This window comes from Flagellimonas flava, assembly GCF_900129665.1.
GTDB classification, from domain to species: Bacteria; Bacteroidota; Bacteroidia; order Flavobacteriales; family Flavobacteriaceae; genus Flagellimonas; species Flagellimonas flava.
In genome coordinates, this window is the sequence record NZ_FQWL01000004.1 from 178,508 (window position 1) to 200,444 (window position 21,937).

Below are 21,937 nucleotides of genomic sequence, written 5' to 3' on the forward strand. Positions count from 1 at the left end.
ATGTTATCGGTATTTAAAAATCTGAAGGGGGATAAAGCCATTTGGGGCCTTGTGGCACTATTGGCCCTTTTCTCGTTTTTGCCGGTTTATAGCGCCAGTACCAATTTGGTCTATGTCAACGATGATGGCACTACTGTAGGGCATTTGGTGAAACATGCCGTTTTGCTGTTCTTGGGTTTTGGGATTATCTATGCAGTGCACAGGATTCCAACACATTACTTTAAAGGACTGTCCATAATTGCCCTGCCCATTGTGCTGATACTTTTGGCCTATACGCTCACTGTGGAAACTAAGATAGGTGGCGTTACCGCAAACCGTTGGATTAAAATTCCATTTGTTGGGGTCAATTTTCAGACCTCCACCTTGGCATCTGTTGTGCTAATGATTTGGGTGGCGCGATATCTGACCAAGATAAAGGATACGGTCATAACCTTTAAAGAAAGCATTTTACCTCTTTGGCTGCCCACTGTCCTTGTGGTTTTGTTAATTCTCCCCGAGAATTTTTCCACCGCGGCAATTATTAGTTTTTTGGTTTTGGTCTTGTGCTTTTTAGGAGGTTATCCACTAAAATATTTGTTCAGTATTGTCGGTGCCGGACTGGTGTTGGCTTCAATGTTCTTGTTTGTTGTCTTTAAAACACCAGAAGTCATCCCTGGGCAAAGGGCAACTACATGGAAATCAAGAATAGAAACGTTTTGGAGTCCGGAAAAAGCGGATAAGGACGATTTGCATCAATTGACTTTGGCAAAGATTGCCATAGCAGAGGGCGGTGTGTTAGGAAAAGGAGCTGGAAAGAGTGTGATCAAAAACATGCTTTCGCAAAGTACTTCCGATTTCATTTTTGCCATTATTATAGAGGAATACGGATTATTGGGCGGTGGTGCCCTGCTGTTTTTTTATCTATTACTGCTATTTCGGATTGTGGTCGTGGCCAACTCGGCCAAAACCATCTTTTCCAAGCTTTTGGTCATAGGCGTGGGATTGCCAATCGTTTTTCAGGCCTTTATCAATATGGCAGTTGTGGTGCAGTTGTTTCCCGTTACGGGACAGCCCTTGCCATTGATCAGTATGGGAGGTACGTCCATTTGGATGACCTGTATGGCCATTGGAATAGTATTGAGCGCAAGCAATAAAAAGGAAAATTTGGAGGAGGAATCCCATGGCATAGATGAAACCAACCCTTTAGAAGTATTGAGTGGACAATTATAGGTTTATTCTTTCTGGAGGGGGGACGGGAGGACATATTTATCCCGCCATTGCCATAGCCAATGAGCTAAAGCAACGGTATCCCAATGCAGAGTTCTTGTTTGTTGGAGCAAGGGATAAGATGGAGATGGAAAAAGTGCCTCAGGCCGGCTATAAAATTGAAGGTCTGTGGATAAGTGGATTACAAAGGAAGCTGACACTGAAAAATCTGATGTTTCCAATCAAAGTGATAAGTAGTTTGTTGAGAGCACGCAACATAGTAAAACAGTTTCGACCTGATATCGCTATCGGCACCGGGGGATTTGCCAGTGGCCCATTACTGCGTATGGCAGCGGCTTCCAAGGTGCCTTGTGTGCTTCAAGAACAAAATTCGTACGCCGGAATTACGAACAAATTGTTGGCAGGTAAGGCAAAAACCATTTGTGTGGCTTACGATGGTATGGAACGATTTTTTCCCAAGGAGAAAATAGTGAAAACAGGAAACCCTGTGCGACAAGATTTAGTTGATATAAAAGTCAGCAAAAAGGAAGCTTTGGAGTCCTATGATCTAAATCCAGCCAAGAAGACGGTCTTGATTATTGGCGGAAGCCTTGGAGCGAGACGAATCAACCAACTTATCGAAAAGGAACTTGACTTTTTTGATGGTTTGGATATTCAAGTTTTGTGGCAATGCGGCAAGCTGTATTTCGAGGAATACAAGCAACATGAATCCCCATCTGTAAAGGTAATGGCCTTTATTGATAAGATGGAGCGAGCCTATACGGCAGCTGATATGATAATATCCCGGGCCGGTGCAGGCTCTGTTTCGGAATTATGCCTTATGGGAAAACCGGTGCTGTTCATACCCTCCCCGAACGTTGCGGAGGATCATCAGACCAAGAACGCACAAGCTTTGGTGTCCAAGAACGCTGCGGTATTATTAAAGGAGAGCGAGTTGGATGAAGTATTTGAGGGAACCTTCAAAAACTTGATAGATTCAAAAGAGAAGCAAGAAAGATTGGGACAAAATATAAGGGGATTGGCCCTGCCAAAAGCGACCCAACATATAGTGGATGAAATAGAAAAACTATTGAAATGAAGCTTACAGACATCCATAACGTCTTTTTTATAGGCATTGGAGGCATAGGCATGTCTGCGTTGGCACGCTATTTCAATTATGTTGGAAAGCAGGTTGTGGGGTACGACAAGACCCGCACACCGATTACCAATGAACTTGAAGAACATGGGATTCCCGTCCATTTTGAACAAGATGTGCAATTGGTTCCGACAGCATTTAAAAACAAGGAAAATACCTTGGTGGTCTATACCCCTGCTGTACCCGATTCCCATCAACAACTACATTATTTTACGGTAAATGGCTTTCAGGTAAAAAAGCGTTCCGAGGTACTTGGAATTATTACCAGGGATACATTTTGCTTTGCTGTTGCAGGAACGCATGGTAAAACAACAACATCCTGCATTTTAGCGCATTTATTAAAGGAAACTGGAATCCCTTTTACGGCCTTTTTAGGTGGGATATCGGAGGATTTCAACAGCAATTTTGTACTGAACGGAACCGAATTTTCTGTAGTGGAAGCGGATGAATTTGATCGTTCTTTTTTACGACTAAGCCCAAACATGGCTTGTATTACTTCAATGGATGCCGATCACTTGGACATTTATGGGACAGAAGAAGAACTACATGAATCTTTTGAAGATTTTGTGGGTTGTTTAAAGCCTAATGGCAAATTGTTTGTGAAAAACGGATTGCCACTGAAGGGAATCACCTTTGGTATTGAAGATGATGCCGATTTCAGGGCAGAAAATATAACAATTGAACGTGGTACCTACATATTTGATTTGATTACTCCTATGGAAGTGCTGAAACAGGTGCGCTTCACCAAACCGGGCAGACATAACCTGCTCAACGGATTAGCTGCTTTTGCGATGGCGGTGCAGGCCGGTTCCCAGCCGAGCCGTCTAGCTGAAGCTCTTGGAACCTTTAAAGGAGTTCAGCGCAGATTTTCATATCAAATTAAGGAAAAGGACTTTGTTTTTATTGATGATTATGCCCATCACCCTACAGAAATAGATGCGGTTCATCAAGCGATTAGGGAGATGCATCCCAACGAAGAAATTACCGCGGTGTTTCAGCCACATCTTTTTTCGCGAACCAAGGATTTTGTGGATGAATTTGCACGGAGTCTGTCCAAATTTGATGCAATTTTTCTGTTGGAAATTTATCCGGCTCGGGAAGAACCCATTAAAGGAGTGAACTCCACTTGGCTACTGGGAAAGATTGACAACCCTAAAAAGGGATTGATTGGCAAGTCTGATTTGGTAAGCACCGTTAAGGCCAATAAAACTGGGGTCTTGGTGACCATGGGAGCCGGAGATATAGGAATGGAAGTACCAAAAATTAAAAACGAATTGGCGTATGCAAGTTAATTGGAATTATATAAAATTAGGGTTTCTGTGCACTGCGGTAATCGCTTTGTACGGTTTCGCCGATCAACGGAGCAAACGGAAAGCAGTAGATGATATTTCTATTAAATTTTTGGGAGACAACAACTTATATCTGACCGAAGCCTCAGTTAATAAATTGTTAATACAAAATTATGGAGCAGTAAAAAATAGGCCTAAAGAAGAGCTAGTTTTGAATACCATAGAGGAGGTAATTCGGTCCAACGATATGGTGAAAAATGCCCAGGTCTATCTTACTGTAAACGGAGAACTTATATCCAAGATTGTTCAGCGAAAACCAATTGGAAGGGTAGAGGGAGTCTCCAAATTTTATTTGGATGATTTGGGCGAGCGTATGCCCTTGTCACAACATCATTCCGCTCGGGTGCCCATAATCACAGGTGAGATTACAGGTAAGACCCTTGAGGATGCCTATGTTATTTTGAATTACATCAACGAAGACGATTTTCTAAGGAAAAATGTCATCGGAATACATATTGAAGCAGAAGGGAAATACCAACTTAAGTTTCGCTTGGAAAATTTTGTAGTGAATCTGGGAGGGGTGGATAATCTCAATGAGAAGTTCAAAAATTTTATGGCCTTTTACGCAAAAGCAGCCAAGGATAAGTCTTTGGAAAAGTATGCGGTTGTGAGTTTAGAGTTCAACAATCAGGTGGTGTGCACCAAAATATAACATATGGAACAGGGTAATTATTCAGTTGGATTGGACATTGGAACTACCAAGATCGTAGCGATCATAGGTAAGGAAAATGAATATGGGAAAATTGAAATCCTAGGAACGGGAAGATCTAAAAGTTTAGGCGTCCACCGGGGAGTGGTCAACAATATCACACAGACCATATCGTCTATCCAACAAGCCGTGGAACAAGCAGAGCTTAATGCAGGCTTAAAAATTGGTTCGGTAGTAGTTGGTATTGCAGGGCAGCACATACGAAGCCTTCAGCACAGTGATTACATAACCAGACCAAATTCGGAAGAGGTGATCAATGATGATGATCTCGAAAAACTTTGTAATCAAGTATACAAGTTGGTCATGTTGCCCGGGGAAGAAATTATCCATGTATTGCCACAGGAATACAAAGTGGATGGACAATCTGAAATAAAAGAACCCAAAGGAATGTATGGTGGCAGACTTGAGGCCAATTTTCATGTCGTGGTGGGACAAGTTTCATCCATTAAAAATATTGGTCGTTGCATCAAAAGTGCAGGACTTGATCTTGGGAACATTACCCTGGAACCCTTGGCTTCAGCGGAGGCTGTTTTAAGCCGTGAGGAAAAGGAAGCTGGAGTGGCTTTGATCGATATAGGTGGTGGCACAACGGATTTGGCCATCTTCAAAGACGGCATTATCCGCCACACTTCCGTAATTCCGTTTGGTGGGAATGTGATCACCGAAGATATCAAAGAAGGTTGCTCCATCATAGAGAAGCAAGCGGAGCTACTGAAAATAAAATTTGGATCGGCCTGGCCAGGCGAGAACAAGGACAATGAAATAGTTTCCATTCCAGGTCTAAGAGGTCGGGAACCAAAAGAAATCACCCTAAAAAACCTTTCCAAGATCATTCACGCCAGAGTGGTGGAAATCGTGGAGCAGGTTTACGTGGAAATCAAGAACTACGGCCATGAGGAGCAGAAAAAGAAACTCATTGCCGGAATAGTGCTTACTGGTGGCGGTAGCCAATTAAAACACCTGAAGCAGCTAGTGGAATACATTACCGGAATGGATACCCGGATAGGGTACCCCAATGAACATTTGGCAGGAGATTCCGAGGAAGAAATAGCCAGTCCATTGTACGCTACTGCGGTTGGACTATTGATGAACGCCCTAGAGAGCAATACCTCAGGGAGTATGACGGAAGAGGAAGTACAGGAAGAAGAAAAGGTACTTGTGGGCCAAGAGCATATGTCCGCCCCTTCCTCAAAAGAACGCAAATCGATTTTTGATAAATGGTCCGAGAAGTTAAAAGACTTTTTGGACAACGCAGAATAGTAACCCCATTAAACGAAACAAAACTGTCATGAGTAAGAGCACCGAATTTGACAATATTTCTTTTGATCTCCCAAAAAACAAGAGCAACGTCATCAAAGTAATTGGCGTTGGAGGTGGAGGTGGAAACGCCATTAACCACATGTTCCAGGCCGGTATAAACGGCGTTGACTTTGTTATCTGCAATACAGATGCCCAGGCCCTTCAGAATAGTCCGGTTCCCAATAAGATACAGTTGGGAGTTTCCCTTACCGAAGGTTTAGGAGCAGGTGCAAATCCCGAAATTGGGGAACAGGCCGCCCTAGAAAGTATGGAGGAGGTGAAGGTAATGTTGGAGCATACTACCAAAATGGCATTTATTACCGCCGGTATGGGTGGGGGAACAGGAACGGGTGCGGCTCCTGTGATTGCCAAGGCAGCTAGGGAAATGGATATTCTTACTGTTGGGATTGTTACCATTCCTTTTCAGTTCGAGGGGGCTATGCGTAATAAACAGGCGCAGGCAGGAATTGAAAAATTAAGGGCCAATGTGGACTCTTTGATCGTTATAAATAATAACAAACTCAGAGAGGTTTATGGCAACCTCGGGTTTAAGGCCGGTTTCTCAAAGGCAGATGAAGTCTTGGCCACCGCAGCTCGTGGAATAGCGGAAGTAATTACACATCACTACACGCAGAATATTGACCTTAGAGATGCCAAAACGGTACTTTCAAACAGTGGCACCGCCATAATGGGCTCGGCAACGGCGGCTGGTTCTGCAAGAGCTGGAGAAGCCATTATGAAGGCATTGGACTCTCCACTGTTGAATGATAACAAGATCAACGGCGCCAAAAATGTACTACTGCTTATCGTTTCTGGAACTCAGGAGATTACCATTGATGAAATTGGAGAGATTAACGATTACATTCAAATAGAGGCCGGACATAGTGCGAATATCATTATGGGTGTTGGTGAGGACGAAAACCTTGGTGATGCCATCGCGGTGACAGTAATTGCTACCGGGTTCAATGTTGATCAGCAAGATCATATTGTAAATACAGAAAGCAAAAAAGTGTTTTACACACTGGAGGACGAGCAAACCGCCGAACAGAAGCTCGAGCCGGAGAGCACTGCTGTACAGGAAATAAAAGTGGAGAAAGCCCCAATAGAAATTGAACCACAAGTGGTTCGGCATACTTTGGAAATGGAAGAAGAAGTTGTCGAGGAGCAGCCTGCTGCGCCGGAGTCGGACCTAATTCCAACCACCAATTACATCAAAAACTTCAATGTCTTTTATGAAGAGGTAGTTCCTGAAAATGTGGAAGAGGACTTTATTATTATTGAAGCCAAGCGCATTCTAAACGATATTGAAGTGGTTGACCCTGAAGTGGTATCCCCAAAGGAAAAAGAAGATCAGTTTGCACTGAGCTTCGACATGCCTTTAAATACCATCGAAGAAAATGAAGAGGAGCGGACCATCACCTTCGATTTAACAGATGATACGGTTAAGGATATCGATGTGAAGGAGTACGTGGAGGTAAAACCGGTTTTGGAGTATAAGAAAGAAGGTGAGACCCGATACAACCTGGAAGAGTACATGGAATTGGAGACCCAGTTGACTGGGGCTAGATCAGTTGCCGAAACCCATGAACCAAAAATGGTCGAGGATGAACTGGTTTTTGAAAAAAAGACCATCGCTCCCGAAGCGTCTACAGGAGATGATGCCTCCGGAAATACGGATCCGTTCAATAGTTCTATCAGCGATATGCTTAAGGATAGGGCCGATGAGCGAAGAAAAAAGCTGAAAAACTTCAACTATAAGTTTCAGAATAATAGAAACAGTATTGATGAAATAGAAAAGCAGCCCGCATACAAGAGACAAGGGGTTGACTTGAATGATACCCCGCAGGAACAAAAAGTTTCCCGCACCACATTGAGTGAGGATAGTAATGAAGAAATCCAGTTGCGCTCCAACAACTCCTTTTTGCACGATAATGTTGATTAGTAGTGTTTAAATTGACTCCATTTTTAATGGAAAGCATAAACCCGATTGTTAAGAGACTTTCGGGTTTATTTTTTATCTTCGCAGCCCTAAATAAGTAGAAATGGGTTTGCAAGATCAGGTCATGTCGGAGATGAAGGCTGCAATGAAGGCCAAGGATACTGTTTCCTTGGAAGCTTTACGTGCAATTAAGTCGGCCTTGTTGTTGGCAAGCACGGAAAAAGGTGCTTCTGACGGCCTAAGCGAGGCCGATGAGATCAAGTTGGTACAAAAGCTGGTAAAACAGCGAAAAGATAGTGCTACTATATTCAAAGAGCAAGGAAGGGATGATTTGGCCGAGCCTGAATTGGCACAGGCCGCAATCATTGAAAAGTTCCTTCCAGAACAGCTGACAGAAGAAGAAATTGAAAAAGTAGTGGTGCAGACAATCGATGCGGTTGGTGCAACTGGAATGCAGGATATGGGTAAGGTCATGGGAATGGTTTCCAAAGAATTGGCCGGTCAGGCGGATGGAAAGACCATTTCTACTATTGTAAAGACAAAACTAAGTTCGTAAATACTTTTGGCCCAGTAGTTCAACTGGATAGAATATCAGATTTCGGCTCTGAGGGTTGGGGGTTCGAATCCTCCCTGGGTCACTAATATGCGAAAAACCTCTTTCATAGAAAGGGGTTTTCTGTTTTTGTGCCCAAATCTGTGCCCAAGTTTTACTTCTAAATCCTGATTCGCCATCAATTTTATTTTAAATGTTGATATAAAAAAACAAATTCAAAATCTTTCTAAGCATGCCATCGAATTTAAGTCATAAATTGAGGTAAAGTTTGAGTAACGTGGCAAAGAAAAAGATACTATCAGATCATAAACAAAAAGGGAAGAAATTAATTCCTATTATGATGCAGGGCAATTTTCTTTCTGAAATTAATTGGCTTGATGATTTTGTTCCTGAACTGTTTTGGATTGCTTGTGTTCAGAAAAAATTAGGCTATAAAACAGCAAATGAGGTACTATTAGAACTTCATGAATTGTATCTCGAAATATCTGATTCCAAATACCCCCACAATATTTTTAGTTCATATTCTAGTCTAAAGGGGCACCAAAAAAGCAAACTTCTTGATAGATTTAAGTCTAGTAAGTCCTATGATAAATTATTAATGGGAATTAAGGACTTACAGTATTTCTATCCAGGTCATCCGTTGGAATTTTTATACAGCAATTTGGAACTCTCAAAAGAAGATGTTGACTTAGAATTTATCAAATCCGTTTTAGGAGATATTAGTTTTCGAAGGTCAAAAGAAGCCATGTATGCACAAGCACTTGTACTATACGTGGCAATGGCGACTGGTAAGTTGATAGTCACTAAAGAAAGTTCCCTCTTAGGAATAAACGAGATAAAAGAATATCCAGATACCGAAAAAAGTCGCCAAATTGCATCTTCGATAAGGGCAAGTTTTAACGGGATACTAGGGAATAAGGATTTGACTATAAGATGTGACTGGGCTAATAATTTTTGGGTGAGGTCATTTGAATTGGAACGACCTCATATTAATCTTCAAAAATGAATGAAAGAGAATCTGCTGATCTAAATAAGTGGATTAAATCACTTAAATCCATTATTTCACTTTCATTAGAAAGGTTGGAATCACGATGGAATTCCTGGGAAATTGATGCTACCAAGATTACGATTTACGAAGTAACCGGAGCAATGGTCGCGAGACAAATATCTCTGGCAAAATCGTTTTCTAATAATCCTCAGGCTTGGAACAATGACTTGGCTCCTCTTATTATGCGTGCTATGGTAGAAAATATCATCAATCTCAAATGGATTTTAAAAGATCCTTTAGTTCGTTCACGGAAGTTTGTTGAATGGGGAATTGGTAATGAAAAACTCCAAGTTGAAAAACGAGTTCGAGAAATTGAGGAATCAGGAGGCAATCCAGATGAAGATTTAGCAACAGAATCAAATATCGCATGGATTGACTTTCATAGGTATACATTTTTAACAGAAGTAAATTTAGGAAGTTGGTCAGGTAAATCCGTTAGGCAAATGTCAATTGAAGCAGAGTGTAAAGACTTTTACGATTTGGTCTATGATCCCTTTTCCAATAATTCCCATAGTAGTTGGAATCATATAGGTAAATTCAATGTTCAAATATCCGAGAACCCGTTACACAGATTTTTAAGAACCCCCTATGTAGATTCAGGACATATCGATCCGTTTTATGCAGAACTTTCTATGAAATACCTATCGATGGTTTTTGATACTTTCGAATCAAAGTACTTTCCTGATATAAATGAGAAATCTATTTTAGAATTGTTTCAAGAGACAATTCGGGAGTAATTAACGATTTTACTAAAAAGGCCTGGTCCAGTATGAAGTGGATGGAGGTAGAATCTCATTGTTAGGACCTTTTAAAAACATAAAAGGTTGTTCATTGACTTTATTCCGTTCCATATAATCTTTAAGCCCAAATTGTATTTTGATGATTGCTTTTGTTGCTTCACCTAGCAACCACATCATGACGTAAACTAGGCTAAGATCATTTTCTTTACCTTGTTTTTTTAAGACATGAAATCTTTTCGTGAACTCAGACGAGGCGATAATCTTGGTGGTTACTATTGCATTCATAAAATCAATTGATAAAGAGGTTGGCCTGATTTCGTTTTTCAGGTGGATAACGGTAGATCTATGGTCATATAATTTACCTATGAAATCACGATCCAAAGTATCAATTATTTTACCCAAAGGGTCAGCACTTATTTTTTTTGAACTGTCTCTGGCAGACTTTGCAAGGCCCACCCATTTTAGTTTTTTTTTGTTTCCTGTTACAAAACTTACAAGACTACTCACATAATCAAATCCCGAAATTAAATGAAATAGTATGCTATCAGATATAGCAGAAATGTCAATTTCTCTTTTGAAAAAGTGACTATGCAGGACCATCATATCATTACTATTATTAGTTCTATGGATATCGGTTAGTTCACTATCCAACCTGGTTAGTAGGTTGATGACCATCCGAAAATGAATGTCGGTAGCCCTCAATCGATAAACAATCCTATCACGAAGATTGTATATTTCTGAATCAACAAAATTCGAATCTAAGTAATACTTATAGTCTAATGCTATTGCAATCATATTACCATCTATAGAATTTAAATTTGTCTGTAAATGCCTTAAATCTTCTTTTGGATTATCGAGGTTTATATATGGTTTTTCTTTTTTCATTCTACAGTTTTTCAAATTAGTATTATAAATTCTTCTTTTGATAAACTATTAGCCTGTTATTAGCCTGTAAATGTAAAATTCACTTCTTTGTTGTTCGCCCATTTTAATAAAATAAAATCATTTTTAGTTTAGACAATACCACCCTTTTTTATCCTGCACTTATATCTAAATCCATTGAAAGATTGATATAAACACAAAATAATTCATAGTCGTGTTAACCGACTGTTTTGGCATATGTTTCTCGCCCCTTTTCCTGTTTTTAACATAGAAATCCTGCATCGGGGTAGCAATACAACCTAAATAACAACCTATAGAGTCGTTTGTGCAGATTGGTTTACGTTCGTCGGTGGTCGGGACGTTTTCGTATATTATTGCTGAAATTTTTACCATTCGAGGAATTTCAGGACGTATCTAATCATACTGTACTTCCTCCTCTTGTCGTTTGAGATTTATGTGTGGTCGAACCGTGAAAAAACTCCACATATTTAGGGCACTATTTTGTACCTTTGATTATCTTCAAATGTTGAACCGGTCTAGTGGGTATGCACCACTAAACCGGTTTTTTTATTCAATACGGACCAATTTTGCGACGTTCCTCGGATGCAAAGACTTGCTGTACGGGTAATTGTTTACCATAATAGTAATGATGACGCATTCCTGTTTCCTTTGAACAAGGATTTGATGTGTTTTGTAATTAAGGTCACCTGAGTAAACTTCGTCTTTTAAAGGTGTTTTAAAAAGCCCAGTAGTGGCCATTTTATTAAATCGTTTACCATTGTGTTCATGAAGCCAAAAATCGGGTTGAGAGTTCTTAGCAAAACCACGATTAGCCGAAATTCTTATGTATGTTGAAAGTAAACCAAGAGAGTTTCCATCAATAAGTTGATAATGAGATGAAGTTTTTGACCTTCTATCAACTTTTTCCCGATATATTAACCGCAATTTCATCTTATAATTGAATTATTGCTGCTTCAACTTCAGCACGTTTAAATAATACGGTTGCACCTATTTTGTAGGCTTTTAAGAAGCCTTCACGGCGATATTTGTCTATTGTGGATTGACTAACCTTTAATAGTTGAGAACACTCGCGTTTGGTCAGATATTGATTTTGAATTTCGAGGTGTACTACTTCTTTTGGTGATATATATGGCATTGTTGACAATTTTATTCATCAACAAAATTCGATATGGATAGTAAAAGAATTAGGGGTCTTTCAATGACCAAATAGGGGACCAAAACGCATTAATTAGGGGACATTTTAATCCAAATAGGTGACATTAGATGCGATCTTGCACTTTTTCTAATGATTGTTTATTAAGCCGATTAAGTTCTAAAATTGGATTTTCCTAAGTGTTTCAATTCGCGATACTGAAAATATCATAAGACATTTACTTAATTGAAATTGAATTGTCATTACCTGGTTTAACAGTCAAGGTATCTGCATCCCTTACAAAAATCCCCTCAAAATCATTATCCAGTTTTAAGTTTGTCTCAAATTCTTCCACAATTTTTGTTTGGGATCGAATTATGTAAAGAACCACAACAAACAAAACAATAGCCATAAGATATTTCAATTTAGCATTCATTATTTTCTTTTTGCTTTTTTAGTAAGGTCCCAATTGTAGTGGTATTTACCAATTTTCACTTCAAAATGAGTATGTTGAGTCATCCGTCCTGGGTCGGCTAATGGTATCAATGGCGGGTATACTTTAGACAAATCTCCCGAATAACCAATTAAATCACCTTGTCGCACCAGTTGCCCCCTAATTAGTGGACTTCTTGCTACATATAGTAATTTTACTTCTACTCCCTTACTATTTCTTATTGTCACTGTCGCAAGTTCTGCCTGAGATCGTGGCTTCAAATTGTCCTCTTTAACAAATTCACTTTGCCATTCTACTGCTCCTAAACTAAAAGTTTTATTACTATTATATGAGTAACCAACATGTTCAACCTTTCCATCAATAGGAGCCCATAACTCCTGACCTACTTTAGTGATACAATCAGTTCCCATATGTGGTCTTCCACCACCCCTCATACCTATGAAACTTCCACCACTAAATTTAGCGTAGATATCAGGCTCTCTTACCTCACAAATAAATTCTCCTGATTCCGATTTAACCGGAGGAACAATACTTAATGGAGTTGGTCGGTAATTTACGTTACCAATATCAGCATATAAATAATCTGTAGACTCTCCTTCCACTCTTAATTCAACAATTTCGGACAAGTCATTCATTTCAGTATCATCTACCAAGACATACGTAAATTCAGGGTCAAACTCTTCACTTGAAAGATCATATTTTGGTCTTTCTACTGGCGCACCATTACCATCCAATAAATGAGGCCCTTCACCATTTGTATAGCCAACTCCTCCAGAAATACTGCAATTAGGTTTATTTCCACAAACCGATTCGTTCAAATCATCAAATGGTTTATTGAATGCCTTGAAAAAATCTTTTCTCCATCTTCTTAACTCTTCTCTTACGCGTTGACCCCAATCCCTATAACAAGAAACGTTATTCGTACGCAACGACATTTCCTCGAATTCAGTCCATTCCTTGCATCTAGGGTAGTACACCTTTCCAGGTCCTACTAACTCATAGGCGTAATTCATGGTGCCTTGAGCAATAAAGCCATCAGGTTGTTCCCATGAAACATTCCTTAAAAAAATATCTTTTGAATCATTGGCATAATCTCCTTTTAGATTGAAAGTAGGGTTTGTAAAAAACCAATTTATCGATTTTGGAGTGCCATTTTCATAGATAGTTTCGAAACGACCTTTGTTCGACATTCGAATCGATTTACCATTAAAGACGTTATATCCTTTGAATTTGTTAAAACTTACTTCTGCTATTGTGGTATCTATTTTCTCAATTCTAATATTTAGATTCCCAATTCGTGTAGAATAAATTTGTCTTGTGGTATCTCTAAAATATGGCGTTAATTTTTCCTCGGTAAATTCAAATCCTTCTCCATTGTTATTACCTGTTACTACCGCCTTGTAGGCATAACGATCAGATGGAAAGAATATATCATTCACATAATATTTAAACTCAATTTTGTTCCCATTGTTTGATTTAATAAAGGCCTTTTCCCTACCATTCGGATAGAAGGTTGTAAAATATACAGTGGATTGTTTGTTTCGTGGAATAAAAACCTTTTCATTTATTGGCAAATATTTTTCTTGCCAATAATTATGCTCCATCAACTGTGCTACGGTTAAACCATACCTTGTAGCAATTGACGAATAGGTTTCGTTTTTTTGGACAATATGCAACTTATAATTAAAGAGTTTTTGATACTTTAAATCTTTGTTTATGGGTAATCTCAGAACTGGATATGTATTGGATTTTATTAATTGATTCAGGTTAAATCCCATTCTCTCTGAAATATCATAATAGTTATCACCACTAACTACGACAACCTGATAATCATTATTGTCATTTGATGGAATAAGGGAGTCTAACTTTTTTTTCTCAATACTTATTGTTTCATCAATTTCTTTCGAAGTTGAATTATTTAATGTTGTATTTGATGTTACATTCCCAACATCGCTATTGTTTAAATTTATTTCTTCGATTAAAAGTGAAGAACTGAGAACACCATTTAAATAAAAGGAGATTCCACCATCCAGGTCGCCATTAATAAAACTGCATCTAATTGAAGGGTTCTTAATATTGTAGTACCCATCAACTACATTTTCAAAAAAAATTTCTGCGACTCCAGTTAACAATCCATTCTTTATCCAACCATCAATTCTTTTAATTCTTAGTAATCGTTCATAACCTATTAATCTATACTTAATTTTAAAATTCTCGGGTTTAACGGATACCTTTCTTAAAATTGAATCTTTATAATTTTTAGATATCACGGTTATTTTAGGACTAGAAGAGTCAATAAAATTCAATTCTTGAAGATACTTGCTAAATGGAAATTTGGTTCTTGAATGAGCAAAAGACTTGCTTGGTATTGCCAAGGGGAATAAGTAATCTTCTTCGAATCTAAAAACATGTCCTTTAGTTAATGTTCTTTTAAGTAAAATGAGCATTAACAAGTTATTATTACTCTTATGACTTTCTTCCCGATTACTTACAATTTCATTATTTAATAATTTGCTCTTTATTAATTGATTAAGATACATGAAGTCAGTATCATCTATTGCTTTAATAAATTTGTAATTAGTCGTTTTTATAAAATCCCTAAGTACATTGTGTGGGGGTCTTCCGATAGTCTTGGTAACCACTCCAGAAGTATTTTTTATTTCGAAATAACCAAAAGCCTCTTCGATTTTTATTGTTGAACCGGAAACTTTAGCAAGACACATAATAGAATATCCAGAGTTAAAATGACCAGAGTGTATCCTAATAAAAAGTGAATTGATTTTCGCCCCAAAATGTTTTATTTCCTCAAAGAAAGGCTCTTTATGCGGTCTAAAATCATAAATTAAAGAATCTGAATTATCCGAAATAAACATCTCATCCTCTTCTAAACTATCAACTTGAATATTTGGATAATTAAGAATTAGTCTTACCCTTCCATTTTCAAGTTTTATTATTTGGTTGTTTGCACTAACATTTTGTAAGACTAGCAACAAAATAACAACAGCAATCCAAATAGTTATCTTTTTATTATCTAATGAGGTTTGATAAAACATTTATTAAAGATGGCTAATTAAAAAGTAAATTATCAATATTCAAGGAATCTAAACATATTAAAACTGTAATTTTTAATGGTTTATCAAAATTCCAATAAATCATAGGACGGAATAACTTTTAAATATATTATTCAATTGTTAATTCCACAAAGTGTGTAACACAATTAGAGTTTTCTAATTAAGAACGTATAAAATAAATTGAAATCTAAATGTGAAAGATATCCTTTAAAGACTGGTGTTAGAATACGGAAGTAGCACACTCGATTCGAAAATTAATCAAAACCACCGAACCTAAAATGCTTTTTTTGAACTGATAAAATCATCCCAACCTTCAATTAGTTTTTCCAGGAAATAAGGTGTTACTCGTTCTTTTATGTTACCACTAATCTTTTTTCCATTAATTTCAATGCCAATCAAGGTACTAAAAATATCATACGTCTCCGACAGGCTGACTTTAAGGCACCCTGCCGTATGCAAGGCCCGTATCAGTTCTACCGCCTCGGTTGGAGTCATTTTTAGACATCCCTTGTAATCCGGAAATGCTTGATTTTCAAACGAATCTTTTGAATTCTCAATTGGCTGGCTACTTAGTCCTTTCAAAAATTCAATTTTCCGTTTATTGGCATTTATATACCTAGTTAGTCCAAATTTTTGAGCAATATGGTAAAGTCCTTTAAACATGTATTCTGGATCGTCTCCACCCTGAAGTTGGTCAATTTCCAAATAAAGCCTTTCAAGTTCTTCATCTATGAACTCAGCACGAGTACCAAATTGAATTTCTATAAATTCCATTAGTCTAACTTCAAATTGTTCGGCATATTCCTTAGGTGTTGTATCTCGTCTCATTTATTAACTTGTTTTACCGATTATTGAAAGTGGTGAAAACTCAACTTGTCGCATTTCCCTGGCTATATCAACAAAAGTCTCTTGCAATGGTTGTCCTATATACTCTAACAACTGTCTCTCAGTGCTGTGTCCAGTTATTGTTTTGATAGATGAAGTTCGCATCTTCCCAAAATGGTTAGTTGCAAATGAACGCCTACCAATATGACTACTTACGGCTTTCCATTTCGGCACTTTTCTTAATTCGTACCTATTGGTCTTCGGATTTCTTAAATTAACCTTAACTATATCGGTTATTGCGGCTTCCTGGCAAACTTGTTTTAAGAATCGATTATAGAGAACTTCATTACTAGCCTTGGCTTTTGTTAGAAGTGGTGGAAAATGTCCATTATACTTATTTAAAATACACTCTACAGTATTGTTGACAGGCACCATTAAGGATTTCTTCGTTTTACTTTGTGTCAAGGCAATAAACTTGTAACCATCAATTGTTTTTAGGTTTTCCCTCTTAAATCCAAAAAGGTCTCCCATTCGTTGGCCTGTATAACAGGAAATCAGTAACCAATCTCTGGTAATCTCATAGACTGTCTTTTTGAATACTGTACTTTCCAATTTAAAAAGTTCTTTAGGCGTTAAATAAATATGTGGAGGTCTTTTGGGTTTTAATCTTCGGGAAAACTTCAATCCGTCTGGATGTACATCATATCCATTGTCATGAGCATGATTACAAATAGTCTGAATTACTTTTATTGTATGATGTGCCGTATTATGCGCATAGCCCTCTTTACTCAAATGTTCGAGCAATTCACGTCGGTAAATCTTGTTTATAGAGGTTAAAGGAATATCCTTGAACTTAAGAATCCGATTTAGTGTTGATTGTATTTTCTTTTCCGTGGAAGAACGTAGATTTGATAATTCAATATAGGTAGGAATATAGTCCGAAAAGTTGATTGGCTTATCTTCTATCGGGTTAATCTGATTGCGAAGCCATTGAGAACTTATAGCCGGTCTATTGCTTAAGTAATTTGAACTAATACTTTCAGTTAACTCATTCAAATTATTTTGAAGTTTATCAAGAAAGGTGTTCTGTTGAAGTTGAGATTTTGTGCGATGATCAAAAGATCTACCGATGCGATGTTTTTTTACTTTTCCTTGATTCCAATTTTCAGGATTTACTTTAAACGGTGTTTTAATCCTTATATCATGGATGTCAGTTCTGGCACGGAGGTAAATGGTAGAAGGGTTGGATAAACCCCGCAAATAATAAGTGATTTTCATCTTCAACTGTTGTACTTAAAGTTACAAAAATGTGCCCATTTTGTGCCCAGAAAAATGATAGTAATAATAAGAATACGTAAAGTTTAAAGAGAGGTAAATTCAATGATAGTAGTATATATAATAACATTGCCCCTAAATATTGTGGTTTTCTTAAAATTGGTGTTTTAATCCTCCCTGGGTCACCAAATAGTAGTTCGATAAGAAAAAACGCCAAGCTTGCTTGAGCGTTTTTTTTGTTGAACCATTTTTCAAGCGGAGCTTGTGAGGATATATAATCCTCCCCACTGCAATTCCCGAAAGTACCGAACCTATCGCTCCTCTTTTAAAGCTTTAATGTCCGCAACCAGCTGATTTATAGATGCCCGGTTCAAACCATTATAGATGCCCCTGATATGACTGTTTTTATCTATTAACAGGAAGTTTTCCGAATGCAGGAAGTCATCAGGTCCCTTGGATTCGCCCAAGTCATTTTCAACGAAATAATGGTTCCGACCAAGATTGTAGATTTCCATCTTGTCCCCGGTTACCAAGTGCCATTTGTTGTCAATTACCCCATAGCCCTCTGCGTATTCCAGTAATACGGAGATAGAATCAATGGATGGCGTAACCGAGTGCGACAGCAATAAAACTTCATCATCATTTTTAAAGGTTTCCTGTACTTGACTCATGTTGCTTGTCATTCTAGGACAAATACCTGGACAACTGGTAAAAAAGAAATCGGCAATGTATATCTTGTTTTTAAAGGTGTCTTTGGTAAGTGTATCACCAAGTTGATTTATTAGTTTGTAATCGGGAATGGTATGAAATTTCCTTTCCTCCAAACTACCAGGTTTGATCCATTTTGGGGTAAAGGATTTATCACCGTAATAGGGTAAATGTTCAACACTGCTCGTCCCTTCAATTTTTACGTTCGCCTTGTTAATGCTGTTTTGGCATCCAGTAAGAACGATGAACAGAAGGCCTAAAAACCTAATCTTTGGTGATAATGACTTTTTCATCCGCTAGTTGATAACATAAATTGGCACGGCGCATGCCAAAGATTCGTCCATTTTTAGCTTCATAGTTGACGTACAGAGTACCGTTTTGAAGCCATGCCTGTTGTAATCCCTCCTCCTTACCATCTACCAAGTTTCTCTTTTTGGATAATTGTCCGGTATTGTACCAATTTTTTTCAAGGCCGCTGGGCTTTCCATTTTCATAACATACTTCTGCGGCCAAAATCCCATTTTCCCACCAGGACCTGTAACTTCCCACTAGCTTATTTTCATGATAATGCGACTCAACCTTTAGAACCCCATTTGGAAACCACAATTTTGTGACACCCATTTTTTTTCCATTATAAAAACCAATTTTTTGCTTCAGCGCTCCGTTTGGGTAGCATTGAATGGCGAACCCATTAAAAAGTTGGCCTTTATAGTACCAATTACCCTCATTACCATTCAGGATAGTCTCACTCTTGGGAACCTCAATATTCGGAATCTCAACAATTTCTTCCACAACTGCAGGAGTTTCTCGTTTTGATTCCTTGGCATTTTCGCAACTGAAAATACTTAAGACAAGGAGTAATAAGAGCAATTGGATAGTTCTCATTACTTAATATCCTTGATAAGGTCCTTCAAAAATAATGTAGGACCCTGTTGTGGAGTAGACCTCGTTGATAATGTGATAGTGATATTCTTCCCTACCCTCGCTATGCTGGGTTGCATGTGTATGGCCTCCAGAAGCATCAAGATCCGTGGGATAAGTTCCTGTGGAATTACATTTTCTTCCGTAGATGAAAACCCCGTCCAACAATATGCCTACTAAGTTATCATCATCGTTGGAAAATGCCTTAGGTTCTAGATGATAATGATATACACCGGGTCCTATATGTCCTCCCGTCCAGTCCAAACTGGCAGCGGCCTCGTTCAAGGGGCCGTTTCCTTCTTGATCGTTAAACAGTGAAGAACCACTCACGGCAATGCCAATAGTGCCCAGCTGGGTTTGGGAAGTACTCCCGGTCAAATCCGGAGTTGCGTCCACCGTTATGGTCACAGCGTTGTTGTTGCTGCTTATTATGGAGGGTGTCAAAGCAACATCTGGCTCCTCCATGTATCCCTCATTTCCAACACCCCAATACACTGTTTCATGGTTGGGGAGTCCTGTGGTCTCAATAGTTATGGTTGTCCCACCATCGGACAGGTAAATTTCGGTAGCTTCGGTATCAAAGGCCTCAAATGCAGCATGCAGTTCGGTAACCACCGTGTCATCCCCATCGGTTGAACCATCTGGAACATCGTCCACGCTGTCTGTGCTGCATGCTACGAAACCAACAAGAACCATAACTGGTATCGTTGTTAGTGCCAATATTCTATTTGCTATATTGTTGTTCATCTGATTTTAATTTAGAGTTATTGTCTTTTTGGAGGCCTTTTGGGCTTTGGTGCCTTTTTAAACTCTTCTTCCGTGATATAGCCATCCTCATTGAGGTCAACTTTGGTGAAATCCTTTTTTAGTGGACCTTTTACCTCTGCTTCCGATAACTTTCCGTCCTCATTGGTATCCATTTTCTCAAGAAGCACATCAAAGGAAGGAGGGCCTTGTTGTTCTCTATTCCGGTTTTGTTGTGCACTTACTTGGGAAATCCCTATAATGGAAAATAAGGCCATTAATGATGCAAGTTTTACATTGTTGTTCATCGTTTTTCAATTTTTGTTACGAGGGTTTAGATGTTATCCTTTTTAAAAACTTGTGCTCATGTTGTATTTTTTTTGCCATCTTGTCCTAAAAGGAAATACCTTGTTTAGATTCTAATTCCGTAAATTCTTGGAAGACAAAGCATTTTTAGCCGACCTTAAAGCACAAAAGCAAACTGCGTTCAGTAGGCTCTTGGATGACTATCAAAGGAAGGTGTTTAACACCTGTCTGTCTTTTGTGCCCAACAGGGAGGATGCGGAGGATATTGCCCAGGAAGTTTTTATGGAGGTGTACGCCTCCATTGACAAATTCAGGGAGGATGCCAAACTCTCTACTTGGATTTACAGGATTTCGGTGAACAAAAGCCTGGAATTCATTCGGAAGCAAAAGACAAAGAAGCGCTTTGGGTTTATGCAATCCATAACCGGGAGCGAGCTGCCGTTGGATAAAACATCATATTTCACAGAATTCAACCATCCTGGGATTCAACTTGAGAATAAGGAAAAAAGTGAAATACTTTTTGCCGCTATCAATAAACTTCCAGAGGCGCAAAGGGTAGTGTTCACTTTACATCGAATAGATGGTCTCAGTTATAAAGAAATCAGCGAAGTAACGGAGAAAAGCATTTCCTCAATTGAATCGCTTTTGTTCAGGGCAAAACGGAATTTGAAAAAGATTTTAACAAAATATTACAAAAATGAGCCTTAGAGCGCAAGGTTATAAAACAAATAGCATCTAATCACATAATTGTAAAAGTCATGGATGGTAAAAAAACTACACAACAGAAAGTTGAACAAGTATTGGATACGGCTGACCAAATAAAGGCCGTAAACGAACCACCGTTTTTTAAGGATAGGGTTTTAAGGGAAATGGCCAAACCCATTGCTCCTAAAACAGTACATTTTTGGTTAGATTGGTTTACTCCCAAGTATCAAGTTGCCGCAATCGTACTTTTTGTGGTGTTGAATGCCCTTGCACTTTGGTCTTATAACAACCAAAATGAGCAACAGGAACTTCAGACCTTTGCCCAAACGTATGGGCTGTCGGCATCCGAAAGCGAATCCTTCTTAAATTAGGTCCAATGAAGAAAAATATTCTCTTGACCGTTTTATTGGTTTTTCTGATGGTTATGAACGCAGTTCTATTGTTTCTTATTCTTGACAAACCAGATGAAAAAAGAAGGCCTCCACGAAAATTTATTACTGCCGAATTGGGATTCTCAGAGGCACAGCAAATCGAATTTGCCGAAATAGATCGCGAACATCATCGCGCTATGAGGCGATTGGATCGTCACTCAAGGGATTTGAAAGAACTCCTCTTTTCTAAATTGGATGATACAAGTTTCCATCAAAATGAATTGGATTCTATTACAGGCTTAATAGGCCAACTGAGTGAGGATAGGGAAAGAGAAGTATTTTCCTATTTCCGTAAGGTTTCCAAAATATGTAACGAGAAGCAAAAATTAAAGTTGGAACGAATGCTTTTCGGAGCACTTAAACATGGTCCTAGACCAGAAGGGCCACCTCCACCACATCGTTAAAGAGAAAATCGAGCATTAAGGATTAGGACTCTCATAGATATTTAAAAAACATTCTGAACCAAACGCAAGTTTTAGATTAA

General features: G+C 38.4%; 22 protein-coding genes and 1 tRNA gene. 13 read left to right on the plus strand and 10 right to left on the minus strand.

Features of this window, described 5'->3' with window-relative positions; genetic code table 11:
• The 10 genes from BUC10_RS13290 to BUC10_RS13335 all read left to right on the plus strand — a co-directional run bounded on the left by BUC10_RS13290 (position 1) and on the right by BUC10_RS13335 (position 9,975).
• Positions 1–1,209 carry an FtsW/RodA/SpoVE family cell cycle protein gene (locus BUC10_RS13290; RefSeq protein WP_073180471.1) on the plus strand — a complete coding sequence of 403 codons (1,209 nt, stop codon included), beginning with the start codon at positions 1–3 and terminating at the stop codon, positions 1,207–1,209.
• Positions 1,196–2,284: an undecaprenyldiphospho-muramoylpentapeptide beta-N-acetylglucosaminyltransferase gene (gene murG / locus BUC10_RS13295; protein WP_073180473.1), complete on the plus strand. Its 1,089-nt coding sequence runs from the start codon at positions 1,196–1,198 to the stop codon at positions 2,282–2,284. The genes BUC10_RS13290 and murG overlap by 14 nt, the downstream gene beginning before the upstream one ends.
• Positions 2,281–3,633: a UDP-N-acetylmuramate--L-alanine ligase gene (gene murC, locus BUC10_RS13300; RefSeq protein ID WP_073180475.1), complete on the plus strand. Its 1,353-nt coding sequence runs from the start codon at positions 2,281–2,283 to the stop codon at positions 3,631–3,633. Before murG ends, murC begins: the two co-directional genes overlap by 4 nt.
• Positions 3,623–4,342 carry a cell division protein FtsQ/DivIB gene (locus BUC10_RS13305; RefSeq protein WP_073180477.1) on the plus strand — a complete coding sequence of 240 codons (720 nt, stop codon included), beginning with the start codon at positions 3,623–3,625 and terminating at the stop codon, positions 4,340–4,342. Before murC ends, BUC10_RS13305 begins: the two co-directional genes overlap by 11 nt.
• Before the next feature lie 3 nt (positions 4,343–4,345).
• Positions 4,346–5,659, plus strand: a complete 1,314-nt coding sequence (gene ftsA / locus BUC10_RS13310; RefSeq protein ID WP_073180479.1) for a cell division protein FtsA — start codon at positions 4,346–4,348, stop codon at positions 5,657–5,659.
• 28 nt (positions 5,660–5,687) lie between these two features.
• The gene (gene ftsZ, locus BUC10_RS13315) at positions 5,688–7,640 is read left to right on the plus strand and encodes a cell division protein FtsZ (protein ID WP_073180481.1); all 1,953 of its coding nucleotides are present in this window, start codon (positions 5,688–5,690) and stop codon (positions 7,638–7,640) included.
• A gap of 100 nt (positions 7,641–7,740) precedes the next feature.
• Positions 7,741–8,193, plus strand: a complete 453-nt coding sequence (locus BUC10_RS13320) for a GatB/YqeY domain-containing protein (RefSeq protein ID WP_073180483.1) — start codon at positions 7,741–7,743, stop codon at positions 8,191–8,193.
• A gap of 8 nt (positions 8,194–8,201) precedes the next feature.
• A tRNA-Arg gene (locus tag BUC10_RS13325) sits at positions 8,202–8,275 on the plus strand.
• 192 nt (positions 8,276–8,467) lie between these two features.
• On the plus strand, positions 8,468–9,196 hold the full coding sequence (locus tag BUC10_RS13330; RefSeq protein WP_131819080.1) for a hypothetical protein: 729 nt from the start codon (positions 8,468–8,470) through the stop codon (positions 9,194–9,196).
• Positions 9,193–9,975: a DUF5677 domain-containing protein gene (locus tag BUC10_RS13335; RefSeq protein WP_073180488.1), complete on the plus strand. Its 783-nt coding sequence runs from the start codon at positions 9,193–9,195 to the stop codon at positions 9,973–9,975. Before BUC10_RS13330 ends, BUC10_RS13335 begins: the two co-directional genes overlap by 4 nt.
• 12 nt (positions 9,976–9,987) lie before the next feature.
• Here the strand turns inward: BUC10_RS13335 and BUC10_RS13340 are convergent, their stop codons facing one another.
• The 10 genes from BUC10_RS13340 to BUC10_RS13390 form a co-directional block, all read right to left on the minus strand.
• Positions 9,988–10,863 carry a hypothetical protein gene (locus BUC10_RS13340; RefSeq protein ID WP_073180490.1) on the minus strand — a complete coding sequence of 292 codons (876 nt, stop codon included), beginning with the start codon at positions 10,861–10,863 and terminating at the stop codon, positions 9,988–9,990.
• Between the two features lie 949 nt (positions 10,864–11,812).
• Positions 11,813–12,016 carry a helix-turn-helix domain-containing protein gene (locus tag BUC10_RS13350; RefSeq protein ID WP_073180494.1) on the minus strand — a complete coding sequence of 68 codons (204 nt, stop codon included), beginning with the start codon at positions 12,014–12,016 and terminating at the stop codon, positions 11,813–11,815.
• 235 nt (positions 12,017–12,251) lie between these two features.
• Positions 12,252–12,449 (minus strand): hypothetical protein, encoded by a 198-nt coding sequence (locus tag BUC10_RS13355; RefSeq protein WP_073180496.1) that lies wholly within the window; start codon positions 12,447–12,449, stop codon positions 12,252–12,254.
• Entirely contained in the window at positions 12,449–15,520 is a 3,072-nt protein-coding gene (locus tag BUC10_RS13360; RefSeq protein ID WP_073180498.1) for a LysM peptidoglycan-binding domain-containing M23 family metallopeptidase, read from the minus strand. The genes BUC10_RS13355 and BUC10_RS13360 overlap by 1 nt, the downstream gene beginning before the upstream one ends.
• A 291-nt stretch (positions 15,521–15,811) precedes the next feature.
• Positions 15,812–16,366: a hypothetical protein gene (locus BUC10_RS13365; protein WP_073180500.1), complete on the minus strand. Its 555-nt coding sequence runs from the start codon at positions 16,364–16,366 to the stop codon at positions 15,812–15,814.
• 3 nt (positions 16,367–16,369) lie between these two features.
• Positions 16,370–17,641: a tyrosine-type recombinase/integrase gene (locus tag BUC10_RS13370; RefSeq protein ID WP_073180502.1), complete on the minus strand. Its 1,272-nt coding sequence runs from the start codon at positions 17,639–17,641 to the stop codon at positions 16,370–16,372.
• Between the two features lie 308 nt (positions 17,642–17,949).
• On the minus strand, positions 17,950–18,639 hold the full coding sequence (locus BUC10_RS13375) for an SCO family protein (protein WP_073180504.1): 690 nt from the start codon (positions 18,637–18,639) through the stop codon (positions 17,950–17,952).
• Positions 18,611–19,231: a toxin-antitoxin system YwqK family antitoxin gene (locus BUC10_RS13380; RefSeq protein WP_073180506.1), complete on the minus strand. Its 621-nt coding sequence runs from the start codon at positions 19,229–19,231 to the stop codon at positions 18,611–18,613. The genes BUC10_RS13375 and BUC10_RS13380 overlap by 29 nt, the downstream gene beginning before the upstream one ends.
• 3 nt (positions 19,232–19,234) lie before the next feature.
• On the minus strand, positions 19,235–20,014 hold the full coding sequence (locus tag BUC10_RS13385) for a YHYH protein (RefSeq protein WP_084732651.1): 780 nt from the start codon (positions 20,012–20,014) through the stop codon (positions 19,235–19,237).
• Between the two features lie 17 nt (positions 20,015–20,031).
• Entirely contained in the window at positions 20,032–20,319 is a 288-nt protein-coding gene (locus BUC10_RS13390) for an EF-hand domain-containing protein (protein ID WP_084732652.1), read from the minus strand.
• 127 nt (positions 20,320–20,446) lie between these two features.
• On the opposite strand from BUC10_RS13390, the gene BUC10_RS13395 reads away from it, so the two are divergent.
• The 3 genes from BUC10_RS13395 to BUC10_RS13405 are packed head-to-tail and all read left to right on the plus strand — an operon-like array spanning position 20,447 to position 21,857.
• Positions 20,447–21,025 (plus strand): RNA polymerase sigma factor, encoded by a 579-nt coding sequence (locus tag BUC10_RS13395; RefSeq protein WP_073180510.1) that lies wholly within the window; start codon positions 20,447–20,449, stop codon positions 21,023–21,025.
• Positions 21,026–21,075: 50 nt separating this feature from the next.
• A complete protein-coding gene (locus BUC10_RS13400; RefSeq protein WP_073180512.1) occupies positions 21,076–21,393 on the plus strand; it encodes a hypothetical protein in 318 nt (105 codons plus the stop codon).
• Positions 21,394–21,398: 5 nt separating this feature from the next.
• Positions 21,399–21,857: a hypothetical protein gene (locus BUC10_RS13405; protein WP_073180515.1), complete on the plus strand. Its 459-nt coding sequence runs from the start codon at positions 21,399–21,401 to the stop codon at positions 21,855–21,857.
• The last annotated feature ends 80 nt before the right edge of the window (positions 21,858–21,937 follow it).